This window comes from Ameyamaea chiangmaiensis (assembly GCF_013376175.1).
In the GTDB taxonomy this organism is placed as follows: Bacteria; Pseudomonadota; Alphaproteobacteria; order Acetobacterales; family Acetobacteraceae; genus Ameyamaea; species Ameyamaea chiangmaiensis.
This window is the reverse complement of record NZ_JABXXR010000025.1, coordinates 15704-28694: the sequence shown is the minus strand read 5'-3', so window position 1 is coordinate 28694 and position 12991 is coordinate 15704. Positions and strand designations below refer to the sequence as shown.

General features: G+C 63.9%; 12 protein-coding genes. 10 read left to right on the top strand and 2 right to left on the bottom strand.

The window, feature by feature from the left end:
* Positions 1-152 precede the first annotated feature (152 nt).
* The 8 genes from metG (at position 153) to HUK82_RS05670 (ending at position 9913) form a co-directional block, all read left to right on the top strand.
* Positions 153-1691, top strand: coding sequence for a methionine--tRNA ligase (metG, locus tag HUK82_RS05705; RefSeq protein WP_176613034.1), 1539 nt, complete (start codon positions 153-155; stop codon positions 1689-1691).
* Positions 1688-2509, top strand: coding sequence for a TatD family hydrolase (locus HUK82_RS05700; RefSeq protein WP_176613033.1), 822 nt, complete (start codon positions 1688-1690; stop codon positions 2507-2509). The genes metG and HUK82_RS05700 overlap by 4 nt, the downstream gene beginning before the upstream one ends.
* 64 nt (positions 2510-2573) lie before the next feature.
* Positions 2574-3320 (top strand): MBL fold metallo-hydrolase, encoded by a 747-nt coding sequence (locus HUK82_RS05695; RefSeq protein ID WP_176613035.1) that lies wholly within the window; start codon positions 2574-2576, stop codon positions 3318-3320.
* 334 nt (positions 3321-3654) lie between these two features.
* Positions 3655-5601: a PrkA family serine protein kinase gene (locus tag HUK82_RS05690; RefSeq protein WP_176613032.1), complete on the top strand. Its 1947-nt coding sequence runs from the start codon at positions 3655-3657 to the stop codon at positions 5599-5601.
* A gap of 108 nt (positions 5602-5709) precedes the next feature.
* Entirely contained in the window at positions 5710-7023 is a 1314-nt protein-coding gene (locus HUK82_RS05685; protein WP_176613031.1) for a YeaH/YhbH family protein, read from the top strand.
* Positions 7020-8549, top strand: a complete 1530-nt coding sequence (locus HUK82_RS05680; RefSeq protein ID WP_176613030.1) for a SpoVR family protein — start codon at positions 7020-7022, stop codon at positions 8547-8549. The genes HUK82_RS05685 and HUK82_RS05680 overlap by 4 nt, the downstream gene beginning before the upstream one ends.
* 143 nt (positions 8550-8692) lie before the next feature.
* Entirely contained in the window at positions 8693-9463 is a 771-nt protein-coding gene (locus HUK82_RS05675) for an META domain-containing protein (RefSeq protein ID WP_176613029.1), read from the top strand.
* Positions 9464-9529: 66 nt separating this feature from the next.
* Positions 9530-9913 carry a thioredoxin family protein gene (locus HUK82_RS05670; RefSeq protein ID WP_176613028.1) on the top strand — a complete coding sequence of 128 codons (384 nt, stop codon included), beginning with the start codon at positions 9530-9532 and terminating at the stop codon, positions 9911-9913.
* Between the two features lie 7 nt (positions 9914-9920).
* Here HUK82_RS05670 and HUK82_RS05665 read toward each other — a convergent pair whose 3' ends face one another.
* Entirely contained in the window at positions 9921-10490 is a 570-nt protein-coding gene (locus HUK82_RS05665) for a TetR/AcrR family transcriptional regulator (protein WP_176613027.1), read from the bottom strand.
* A 75-nt stretch (positions 10491-10565) separates the two neighbouring features.
* Between HUK82_RS05665 and HUK82_RS05660 the strand changes: the two genes are divergently transcribed.
* Both HUK82_RS05660 and HUK82_RS05655 read left to right on the top strand, forming a co-directional pair.
* A complete protein-coding gene (locus HUK82_RS05660; RefSeq protein ID WP_176613026.1) occupies positions 10566-10961 on the top strand; it encodes a hypothetical protein in 396 nt (131 codons plus the stop codon).
* An 87-nt stretch (positions 10962-11048) separates the two neighbouring features.
* The gene (locus HUK82_RS05655; RefSeq protein WP_176613025.1) at positions 11049-11993 is read left to right on the top strand and encodes a carbon-nitrogen hydrolase family protein; all 945 of its coding nucleotides are present in this window, start codon (positions 11049-11051) and stop codon (positions 11991-11993) included.
* Positions 11994-12005: 12 nt separating this feature from the next.
* Here the strand turns inward: HUK82_RS05655 and galE are convergent, their stop codons facing one another.
* Positions 12006-12989, bottom strand: a complete 984-nt coding sequence (galE, locus tag HUK82_RS05650; protein ID WP_176613024.1) for a UDP-glucose 4-epimerase GalE — start codon at positions 12987-12989, stop codon at positions 12006-12008.
* Between the last annotated feature and the right edge of the window lie 2 nt (positions 12990-12991).

Genomic DNA, 12991 nt, shown 5'->3' with positions numbered 1-12991 from the left:
CGCGGCGCCGCGCGTGACGGGCGGCGGGACGGGGAGGCCCTTCGTCGCGTGCGGCAGTGGGACGCGCTGAATCGTATCCGCTCGGAGACCGAGCGGGCCAATCTGGACAAACTTCAGGCCGTGCTGTCGGCCCTGACGATCATGAGTGAGACATGACCCGGCGCTTTTATGTGACGACCCCGATCTACTACGTGAATGGCGCCCCCCATATCGGTCATGCCTACACGTCCGTCGCCGCCGATATCGTGGCGCGTTTCCACCGTCTGTCGGGTGCGGAGGTCTTTTTCCTGACCGGCACGGACGAACATGGACAGAAGGTCGAGCAGGCGGCCGCGGCGGCGGGCCTCGATCGGCAGGCCTTCGCGGACGGTTTTGCCGCCGATTTCCGTGCCATGGCCGACGCCATGCGCATCTCCTACGACGATTTTATCCGCACGACCGAGGACCGTCACAAACGCTGCGCCCAGGCGGTGTGGGACAAGGTCGCCGAAAGCGGGGCGATCTATCTCGATGCCTACGAGGGCTGGTACGCGCTGCGTGACGAGAGCTTCTATGGCGAGGACGAGATCACGACCCGGCCTGACGGCACCCGCGTGGCGCCGACCGGTGCGCCCGTGGAGTGGGTGCGCGAGCCGTCGTATTTCTTTCGTCTCTCGGCGTTTCAGGACCGGTTGCTCGCACTGTATGAACAGCACCCGGACTTCATGGGCCCGAACGGGCGCTATCGCGAGATCACCAGCTTCGTCAAACAGGGCCTGCGCGACCTGTCCATCAGCCGGACCAGCTTCAGCTGGGGCATTCCGGTGCCCGGCGACCCGGACCATGTGATGTATGTGTGGTTCGACGCCCTGACCAACTATCTGAGCGCGCTTGGCTACCCGGATCGCGACGCCCCGCTGATGCGTTTCTGGCCGGCCAACCTGCATCTGGTGGGCAAGGACATCGCGCGGTTCCACACCGTCTACTGGCCCGCGTTCCTGATGGCCGCCGGGATCGAACTCCCGAAGACCGTGTTTTCCAACGGCTGGTGGACGATCGAAGGCGAGAAGATGAGCAAGTCGCTGGGCAACGTCGTCGATCCGCGTACGCTGGTCGACGAGTTCGGCCTGGATGCGGTGCGGTTTTTCCTGATCCGCGAAGTGCCGTTCGGCGGCGACTCCGATCTCAATCGCCGCGCTTTGATCACCCGCACCAATGTCGAACTGGCCAACGATCTGGGCAATCTCGCGCAGCGTACGCTGTCGCTGGTTGCCCGGAACTGCGGCGGCACCCTGCCAGAGCGCGGGGTGTTGACCGAGGACGACACGCATCTGCTGGCGCAGGTGTCGTTGCTGCCCGACCTGATGACGGGCCAGATCGGGCGCATGGCATTGACCGAGGCGCTGGAGGAAGTGTGGAAGGTCATCCGCGCCTGCAACGCCTACATCGACCGCCAGGCCCCGTGGGCATTGCGCAAGACTGACACCGTCCGGATGGAGGTCGTGTTGCGTGTGTTGGCCGACGCATTGCGCGGCATCGCCACGATGTTGCAGCCCTTCATGCCCGACAGTATGGACGCGATGCTGACCCAATTGGGCGTGCAGCCCGATGAACGCGCGTTCGAGGCGCTAGGCACCCCGTTGCCCGGCGGCCGGTCGTTGCCGGCCCCGCAGGGGGTCTTTCCGCGCTATGTCGCGCCGGAGGCCGAATGACCGACCTGCCGCTGCCCGAGCCCTTCGGCGGTGCGCTGGTCGATTCGCACTGTCATCTGGACCGTTTCCCGCCCGAGGAGCGGCCGTATCTGGTCGATCGCGCACGTCGGTCCGGTCTGGCCGGCCTGGTGACGATCGGGACGAGTCTGGCGCAGGCCGGGGTGCAGGAATCCCTGTGCGCGCTGAGCCGGCCCGACATCCGCGTCTGGTGCACGATCGGTACGCATCCGGACCACGCGCATGAGGAACCCGTGCCAGAGCCCGAGGCCCTTGCCGCGCGTGCCGCGCGCGAGGGCACGATCGGGATCGGGGAGTCGGGTCTTGACTACTTCCACGGCGGCCCCGAGGTCCGCGAGGCACAGAAGGCCAGTTTCCGCGCCCATATCCGGGCCGCGCGCCTCGCCGACATGCCGGTCGTGATCCACACGCGCGACGCCGATACGGACATGGCCGCCCTTCTGGAGGAGGAAACACGACAGGGGGGGGCGTTCCGCTTTCTGCTGCACTGTTTTTCCTCCGGCCGGGATCTGGCCGAGCGCGCTCTGGCATTGGGCGGATACCTGAGCTTTTCGGGTATCGCCACCTTCAACCGTTCCGACGAGGTGCGCGCCATCGCCGCCGACGTTCCCGATGACCGTATTCTAGTCGAAACCGACGCGCCGTTCCTGGCCCCCATGCCGCTGCGGGGCAAGCGGAACGAACCGGCGTTCACGGTCCACACGGCACGGCGTCTGGCGCAGGCGCGCGGCATGGACGAGGCCGCGTTCGCGGCCATGACCACGGCCAATTTCCATCGTCTCTTTACCAGAGCGGCGTGAGGGAGGCGGGGCTGTGACGCACGAACTGATCATTCTGGGGTGCGGCGGATCCGCCGGTGTGCCGATGATCGGTGGGCCGGACGGTCGGGGCGACTGGGGCGTATGCGATCCGCAGGAGCCGCGCAACCGGCGCATGCGGTCTTCAGTCGTGTTCTGCGCTCCGGACGGGCGACGCCTGCTGATCGACAGCGGTCCTGACGTCCGCGCCCAGCTTCTGGGCACTCGCATCGCCTCTGTGGACGCGGTGCTGTACACCCATCCGCATGCCGACCACATCGCCGGACTGGACGAGTTGCGGCAGATCAACCGCGCCCTGGGACGCCCGTTGCAGGCTTTCGGCACCGAGGCCACCCTGCGCGAGGTCGAGGGCCGCTTTGATTACGCCTTCCGTCCCTGGAGCGGGGGAGAATTCTATCGGCCGGTGATCGAGCCGGTCGTGATCGACCCCGGGCATGTGCATACACTCGCGGGCTTCGATCTCGCCATTTTCCAGCAAAGCCACGGCCGGACGACCTCGTTGGGCATGCGATGCGGATCGTTGGCGTACTGCACCGACGTCGTCGCCTTGGATGATGAAGCCCTTGCGGCGCTGGAAGGTGTGGAGACGTTCGTCGTCGACTGTTTCCAGCGTGACGAGCATTCGGCGCACGGCTGGCTTGAACAGGTTGAGGCGTGGCGGAGCCGAATCGGTGCGACTCGCACGGTCCTGACGCATATGGGCACGGACATGGACTGGGGATGGCTGGTGGCGCATCTCCCGCAGGGGGTCGAGCCGGCTTATGACGGGATGATCATCCCCTTCGAGGGCTGAATTTTTTCGCCTGAGAGTGCCGGCACCGACCCGGTCCGGAGCAATTTTCTGCCGCTCGTCCTCGCTATGGCGCCGACGCGGGCGGATGCCGTTGCGCGCCAGTTGCGTAATTTTGTTGAAACACTTGGACGAACGGCGATAGCGTCGACACGTGACGCGACGAACCGGGTTGCATGGCGCATTTTCAGAGAGTCTTCAAGATAGACGAATAAAGTTTTCATCTGCCGACGACTGCGCAGGTGCCGGAAGGCCCGCACGGACCAAGGTGGTCCTCTGAATATGCGAGCCTGACCCGCGACCGGAGTGCCTTCGACGTTCACGGAGAATGCTGCTGATGGCTTCGTTCAACACCGTCTTTTCTCTCGCTACCGCCATGCGTGACGAATCCCGCGAAACCGAGATGAGCCTCGCCAGCTATCTCGAAGCCTGCCGCGACGACCCCACCTGTTACGCCAGCGCCTCCGAGCGGATGCTGATGGCCATCGGCGAACCAATCCTGTTCGACAGCGCACGCGATCCGCGTCTGGGGCGTGTCTTCATGAACCGCACGGTCCGGACCTATCCGGCGTTTGCGGATTTTTATGGCATGGAAGAGACGATCGAGCAGATCGTCGGCTTTTTCCGGCACGCGGCCCAGGGGCTCGAGGAACGCAAGCAGATCCTCTACCTGCTCGGCCCGGTCGGTGGCGGCAAATCGTCACTAGGCGAACGGCTCAAGACCCTGATGGAGAAGCAGCCGATCTACGTTCTGAAGGCTGGGCGTCACATGAGCCCGGTATTCGAGAGCCCGCTTGGCCTGTTCGACCCGGTGCGCATGGGCGATCTCCTGCGCGAGCAATACAACATTCCCAAGCGCGTCCTGACCGGGATCGCCAGCCCGTGGGCGCTGAAGCGGCTGGAGGAATTCGACGGCGATCTGTCGCGCTTTACGGTGGTCAAGCTTCATCCGTCAAAGCTGCGGCAGATCGCCGTCGCGAAAACCGAGCCGGGCGACGACAACAATCAGGATGTCTCGGCGTTGGTCGGCAAGGTCGATATCCGACAACTCGAGCACTACAGCCAGAACGACCCGGACGCCTACGGGTTCTCGGGGGGCCTGAACCGGGCCAATCAGGGCATTCTCGAATTCGTCGAGATGTTCAAGGCGCCCATCAAGATGCTGCATCCGCTTCTGACGGCAACGCAGGAAGGCAACTATGTCGGCACGGAAAACATTGGCTCCATCCCGTACACTGGCATCATTCTGGCGCACTCGAACGAGGCCGAGTGGCAGAGTTTCCGCAACAACCGTTCGAACGAGGCGTTTCTCGACCGCGTCTGCGTGATCAAGGTGCCGTATTGCCTGCGGGTAGCGGAAGAGACGAAGATTTATGAAAAGCTGATCGAATCATCGGCCCTGGGGCAGGCGCCATGCGCGCCGAACACGCTGGAGATGCTGGCGCGGTTCGCGGTCCTGTCGCGTCTGAAGCCGCACCCGAATTCGACGCAGTTCGCGAAAATGCGCGTCTATGACGGTGAGAACCTGCGCGAAACCGATCCTAAGGCGCGTACCATGCAGGAGTACCGCGACGCGGCGGGCGTGGACGAAGGAATGGACGGGATTTCCACACGTTTTGCCTACAAGGTTCTGTCCGCGACCTTCAATCACGACGCGAGCGAAATCGCGGCCGATCCGGTGCACCTGATGTATTCACTGGAACAGGCTGTGCGGCGCGAGCAGTTTCCGGCAGATGTGGAGGCCAATTACCTGGCTGTCCTGAAGTCCGAACTCGCCCGGAGATATGCCGAGTTCCTCGGTCACGAAATACAGAAGGCCTATCTGGAAAGCTACAACGACTACGGCCAGAATCTGTTCGATCGCTATCTTGATTACGCCGATGCCTGGATTGAGGATCAGGATTTCAAGGATCCCGACACCGGACAGTTGCTCAATCGCGATCTGCTGAATGCGGAACTGACCAAGATCGAAAAGCCGGCGGGTATCGCCAACCCCAAGGATTTCCGCAACGAGGTTGTGAAGTTCTCGCTGCGGGCGCGGGCCGCGAGTGGGGGACAGAATCCGCGCTGGACGTCGTATGAAAAAATTCGCGATGTGATCGAGAAGCGCATGTTCAGCCAGGTCGAGGATCTGCTTCCGGTGATCAGCTTCGGCTCCAAGAAGGACGGAGAGACGGAGCGCAAACACGACGAGTTCGTCGAGCGCATGGTGGCGCGGGGATACACGGAACGACAGGTGCGTCGCCTCGTTGAATGGTACATGCGCGTGAAGCAGTCCGCCTGACAGGCCGGTGTTCCCCGTGGTGCAGCGAGGCTGTGCCGCGGCGAACATCACGGGTCTTCACGCGGCCGTGCCCAACATGGGCGGCTCCATCAGGAACGGTGCGAATACGTGGACATTATCGACAGACGTCCGAACCCGCACGGCAAGAACCTCGACAATCGTCGCCGCGTACTCGAACGGGCGCGGGGCGCGGTGCAGAGGGCGGTACGCGATGCGGTTTCCAGTGGCAAGATCCGCGACGTGGCGCAGGCCAATGCGGTCTCGATCCCGTCCGATGCCCTGCATGAACCAGCCTTTCGTCGCATGTTCAGCGACGGACAGCGCGAGGTCATTCTTCCGGGCAACAAGGAGTTCTCGCCCGGCGACCGGATCACCCGTCCCCCGTCGGGTGGTCGTGGCAAGGGCGGCGGGGACGGCGAGGCGAGCGAGCAGGGAGGGGGGCAGGATTCCTATCGGTTCCTGCTGAGCCGGGAGGAATTTCTCGACCTGTTCTTCGATGATCTCGAATTGCCCGATCTGGTCAAACGCGAGATCTCGACCACGGAAACGATGATGCCAAGCCGGGCAGGGCTCAGCAATGACGGATCGCCCTCGCAACTCGACCTTTCGCGCACCATGCGCCACTCCATGGGACGCCGGATCGGCCTGCGGCGACCACGCCCGGCGGATGTCACGGACCTGCAGGCGCGGATCGAGGAACTGGAGGCGCGCAAGCCGCTGTCGGACATGGAACTGGACGAGCTTCAGCGTCTGCGGGAGGAGCGGGCGACCGCGACGCGAAGACTCAATCGCATTCCGTGGGTCGATCCTGTGGACCTGCGCTATCGCCGTTTTTCTCTGACGCCCAAGCCGTCGACGCGGGCGGTGATGTTTTGCGTGATGGACGTGTCCGGCTCCATGACGGAGCGGATGAAGGAGCTCGGCAAGCAGTTCTTCCTGCTTCTGCACGTGTTTCTGGAACGTCGTTACAAGACACTCGACATTGTCTTCATCCGTCATGCCGAGAGCGCCGAAGAAGTGGATGAGGAGACCTTCTTCAACGACCCGCGCACCGGCGGCACGGTTGTCTCGACCGCGCTGGCCGAAGTGACGCGCGTGCAGAAGGCGCGCTATCCGGCCGACCAGTGGAACATCTATGTCGCGCAGGCGTCAGACGGTGATAACACCGGGTCCGACACGCCGGTCGCGGTGGAGTTGCTGAGCAAGACGATCCTGCCCGTCGTGCAGTACTACGCGTATATCGAGATTTCCGGCTCCGGCGCGATCATCCGGGGCGAAACCGATCTGTGGCGGGCGTATCGCGCCGTTGCGGAACAATGGCCACAACTGGCCATTCGACAGGTCGGCGACCGCAAGGACATTTTCCCCGTCTTCCGGGAGCTGTTTTCGCGTCGATCGACGGAACAGGCAGGTGCGCCATGACCGCAATCATCACGACGAACACGAAACGGCTATACACCGGAACGGACTGGAACTTTCAGACTTTACGCGACTGCTACGACGCGATCGAGGAGATCGCGGTCGGCGAGCTCGGCCTGGAGACCTATCCCAACCGGATCGAGATCATCACGTCGGAACAGATGCTCGACGTCTATACGTCGCACGGCATGCCACTGATCTACCCGCACTGGTCGTTCGGCAAGCGCTTCATAGGGCATGAAAACGCCTACCGCCGGGGTCTGATGGGGCTGGCGTATGAGGTCGTGATCAACTCCAGCCCGTGCATCAGCTATCTTATGGAAGAAAACACGGTGACAATGCAGGCGCTGGTCATCGCGCATGCGGCGTTCGGCCATAATCATTTCTTCCGCAACAACCGTCTGTTCCGCGAATGGACCGACCCGAGCCAGATCCTCGACTATCTCGAATTCGCGCGCGGTTACATCGCGCGGTGCGAGCAAGAACACGGCGTGCGGGCGGTCGAGCGGATTCTCGACGCGGCGCACGCGCTGCAAGGGCAGGGGGTCAATCGCCATTCAGGCATGCGTCGTGTCGATCTGAACGCCGAGCGCGAACGCGCGCGTGAACGCCGGCAGCACGAAGATCGTACGTTCAATGATCTGTGGCGCACCTTGCCGGAGAGAGAAGAGGCGGCCCCCTTGAGGGGAGGCGGCGACCGCGCGGAATCCGGGCTTGGCCTGCCGGAAGAAAATATCCTTTATTTCCTCGAAAAGCACGCGCCCAAGCTTGCGCCGTGGGAACGCGAAATCATTCGTATCGTCCGTCTGATCGCGCAGTATTTCTACCCGCAGCCGCAGGTAAAGATGATGAATGAAGGCTGCGCGACCTGGGTCCATGACACGATCATGCGGCGCCTGCACGAAACGGGGCGCATCGACGACGCGGCGTTTCTGGAGACGATTCATTCGACATCGAACGTCATTGCCCAGTTCGACTTCGAACAGGTCGGACCGAACTTCAATCCATACGCGCTCGGCTTTGCGATGATGACCGACATTGCCCGCATCTGCACCGACCCGACGGACGAGGATCGTGAGTGGTTCCCCGATATCGCCGGCAATGGGGACCCGCTTGGCACGTTGCGCTATGCGTGGGCAGAGTTTCGCGACGAGAGCTTCATCCAGCAATATCTCTCGCCGGCGGTGATGCGCCGCTACCGGATGTTCCGCCTGCTGGACGATAGTACGAAACCCTATCTTCTGGTCGATGCCATTCATAACGAGGACGGCTATCGCGCGATCAGGCGCTCGCTCGCCTCGACCTACGACCCCGGTCTGCAAGCCGAGGAGATCGATGTCGTGGGTGCCGATCTGGCCGGAACGCGCACGCTGCGTCTCGAACACCGCACGCGACCGGGGCAGCTTCTGCAACCCGACGATGCGCGTCGCACGCTCGCCCATCTGGCCGATCTGTGGGGGTATGGCGTGGTACTGAAGGAGATCGACACGCAGACCGACCGCGTGCTGTTCACGCATTCGGCCCCATGAAAGACAGATTTTTTGGCATAATATATATTATAAGATATTTGTCTGCGCTCCACAGTTCCGACCTGCGGCGCCAACAGACCATGTTTCCGACACGGATTGCTGGCATGATGCGTGGTGTAATCGCTTTGACCGGAGACGCCCGCATGATGTCCGCCCGTGCCGTTCTGCCCGCCCTTGCCGCGCTGCTGAGCACGACGATCGCTGTTCCGGCGATGGCAGCAAACTCGACGCAGCCCGCCATTCCCGGCACCTACGCCGTTCTGCGTGGCGCGGTCCAGTTTCAGTCGGCGACGACGCTTCCGGACAACGCGGTCATGACGGTGACGCTCGTCGATATCACCACGCCGGGGAATCCGGTTCCGCTCGTGCGCACGGATTTCCCGGCGCTGAACGCAGCGTCACTCGTGTTCGATCTGCCGTATGACCCGGCGTCGATCAAGCCTGCGCACAGCTACGGCGTGAGTGCCCGAATCACGGCCGACGATCGGATTCTTCTGGACAGTGGCGACCCGCAGCCGGTTCTGGCCGGAGGCACCGACCACCCCGTCGTCTGGGTCCATGGCGTGGCGACGGATGCCGGTTCCGCGTCCGACGGCGTCACCGGCGTCTGGCAACTGAGTGTCCTGAACGGAGAGGCCGTCGGCGCCGGGACAGCCATAACGCTGGGCGCCGACGGCGCTGTCAGTGGCTCGACGGGATGCAACCGCGTCATGGGCAAGGCGGCTATCACGGGTGACTCCGTTCGGTTCGGTCCACTGATGACCACGCGGATGGCGTGCGCGCCGGCAGCCATGAAGCGCGAGCAGGCATTTCTGACGGCCATGGACGCCACCCGGTTCTGGCGGGTCAACGGGCCGGAGCTGGTACTGAGCGACGCCACAAGGCGGCCGGTGCTGATTTTCCGCAAGTCCTGAAAAACGGACGACATTCAGCCGTATCGCCGCCCCGAACAGTGCCCTGCCGCGAGGACGAGAACGCACATGATAGCCACGACGGGCACGACCGTTCCGACGTTTTTCGAACAGTTCGCCATGACGGCGGTGACGCACGCCACGTTGGACGATGCCCTGTCCGAGGCGCCGGACGGTCTGTCGATCCTGTTCCTCTGGGGTTTGAACTGCCCGAACTGCGATGTGGCGAAGGCGAGCCTCCTGCGCGCGCCGGCTCGGTTCGCATGGCCGGACGTGCGCTGGCTTCAGTGTAACGTCTATGACGACATGCCGATGGCGACGCGTTTCAGTCTGCATGGTGCCCCGACATTTCTGGTGTTTCGCGGCGGCCGTTCGCTCGGTCGAATGACCGGTTGGCCCGGGGCGGACGCGTTCACCGCCGCCATCGAACGGCAACGCGCACACGCGTCGTGATCTGTCGTCAGCCCGCGTCCTCCTCGCCTTCCCCCAGCACACCGGCGAGATAATCGTCCAGCGCCGGCGTGCTGCCCGGGCGCGCGAGTTCGAGGATCACGCTGCCTTCGACAATCGACAGGATGGCCGCGGCCTGCGTGGCCAGATCCGGGTGCGGGACAAGGCGGCTTTGAATCCAGCCCAGCCAGTCCGCCACGACCTTGGCGGCGATGTCGTTATACGGCACTTCCCGTCGCGCGCCGCGCGCAACGACGTCGCTCCACAGGCGCATGAACGGGGCAACCGACGAATCGCGGCCAAGACCAAGGGCGGTCCGCAGGAATGTGCCGGGGCGCAGTCTTGGCCCGACACTGTGAGCCCCGAGAATCACGGCAAGTTTCTGCGACACCCGGTCCAGAACAGCCGTCACCAGCTGATCTTTCGAACTGAAATAATAAATAAGCATACGATCGCTGGTGCCCAGACGCGCCGCGACGCCGCGCAGTCCCATCGTGCCCAGCCCTTCTGCAAGCACCAGATCGGCCAAAGCCTCCAGCAGGGCGTCCTTTCGCCCTTCCCGCTCGTGCCCCGACGACACGGCACCGTTTTCGTGTTGTAGCGATCGCTTCATTTCGTCAGGGTGTAGCGACCGCTACGACAGGGAGTTTTCACCATGCTTGCTCCGCGTCAGATGCTCATCTGCACTCTCATCGCCGTGTTTTTCTGGGCCATTGCGACGGCGTCTGTCCATGTTTCTCCCGATGCACTGGCCGGTTGGCAGGGCGACGTGGGTTTCGTCGTCTCGATCCCGATCTGCATGGCGTGCATTGCGCTGGTGCGTCGCTGCGCCGCCCTGACCGCCGCGCAATTGCCGTCGGCGACCCTGATCGTCCTCGGCATTGCCATGCTGTGCGACGCGACCGCCCTGCGATGGGCTCCGACGCTGTACGCGACCGACGAGCACATCTGCCGCCTGGCGGGTGCCTGGTTGCTCTGGGGTTACGGGGTTAGCGCCATGTGGGCGTTGTGGTGTGCGCGGCGCACCGTCCCACTGGCGACAAGCCCTTGATCCCCTTGCACGAAGGACTTGGCCGTGGAGTGCGAATGGGCCACTCTGCGCTCCCTTTTTAACCGTCCAGCAAAGGCGCCCTTCCCCATGGCCCGTACCCACGTCGCCGTCGTCCAGACCGGCAGTGTCCTGTTTGACACGCCGCGCACACTCGACCGAATGGAGGGGCTGTGCCAGCAGGCCGCCGCCGAAGGTGCGCAACTGGTGGTGTTTCCTGAGGCCTATATCGGCGGTTACCCGAAGGGTCTGGATTTCGGTGCGCGGGTCGGCACGCGCACGGCAGCCGGGCGCGAGGATTACCTGCGGTACTGGCGTGCCGCGATCGATGTGCCGGGCGTCGAAACGGCGCGCATCGGTGGATTCGCGGCGATGATGAACGCGCATCTGGTGACCGGCGCGATAGAGCGCGAGGGGGCCACGCTGTATTGCTGCACGCTGTTCTTCGGCCCGGACGGCGCATTGCTCGGCAAGCATCGCAAACTGATGCCCACGGCGTCCGAGCGTCTGGTCTGGGCGCCCGGCGACGGCTCCACTCTGCCGATCGTGGAAACGCCTGCGGGACGTGTGTCCAGCGCGATCTGCTGGGAAAACTACATGCCGTTGCTACGCCAGCACCTCTATAGCCGGGGTGTGGACATCTGGTGCGCCCCTACGGTCGATGAGCGGGAGATCTGGCAGGTCTCAATGCGACACATCGCGTATGAGGGGCGCCTGTTCGTGCTCAGCGCCTGTCAGTTCCTGACGCGCGACGACGCGCCGGCCGACTACGACTGTGTGCAGGGCGATGCGCCCGGCACGGTGCTGATCCGGGGCGGCAGCGTGATCGTGGGCCCGATGGGCGACATCCTCGCCGGGCCTGTTCACGATCGGGAAGTGATCCTGACCGCCGATATCGATACGGACGATATCATTCGCGCCCGCTATGACCTTGATGTCGCGGGGCACTATGCACGCCCGGACATCTTCACGCTCCTGACCGATACCACGCCCCGCGCCACCCTGATCGACACGGGGGATCACGAGAGCGACTGACGTCGCGGGCCGTTAGTCCGCGTAACCGTGCGGATGCGCCTGACGCCACCGGACGGCTGTCGCCACGATGGCATCGAGATCGTCGAACTGCGGGTGCCACCCCGTGTCGTCGCGCAGGCGGGTGGCATCGGCCACCAGCCGTGCCGGGTCCCCTGCCCGTCGCGGACCCCAGCGCCAGTTAACGGGCCGGCCGGTCACGCGCTCGACCGACTGAACGACTTCGACGGCCGAGTAGCCCCGTCCGGTCCCGACATTGTAGGTGGCACTGCGCGTTTCCAGCAGTGGCAGGACTGCCAGATGGGCCTGCGCAAGATCGCTGACATGCACGTAATCGCGGATGCACGAGCCGTCACGCGTCGGGTAGTCTTGCCCGAACACTACCAGTTCCGGCAGACGGCCGAGGGCCGTATCGATTGCCAGCGGGATGAGGTGGGTCTCGAAGGTATGGTCCTCGCCGGCACGACCGTGCGGGTCGGCACCTCCGGCGTTGAAATAGCGCAGGCAGGCGCTTTTCAGGCCATGCGCCCTGTCCGCCCAATACAGGGCGCGCTCTACCATCGCCTTGCTCTCGCCATAGGGGGATGACGGATCGATCGGGCTGTCCTCGGTCAGCGGTGCCGCGTTGGTCTGCGAAAACAGGGCCGCCGTTGATGAGAATACGATCTTGCGCACCCCATGCGCGACGGACTGCCCGATCACGTTTAGCGACGACACCACATTGTCGTGGAGATAATCGAGGGGATTCCGCATGCTTTCGCCGACGAGAGAGCGCCCGGCGAAATGCAGGACCGCATCCGGTGCCGCCCCAGCGAAGGCTGCGGCTGTTGCCGCGCGGTCGCGCAGGTCGGCCTCGATGAAACCCACGGAGGCCGGAATCGCGGACCGGTGGCCGAGGCTGAGGTCGTCGACGACCGTAACCGTGTGCCCCGCATCCTGCAGGGCAAGAACGACATGGCTGCCGACGAAGCCGGCTCCGCCTGTCACCAGATAGCGCATCG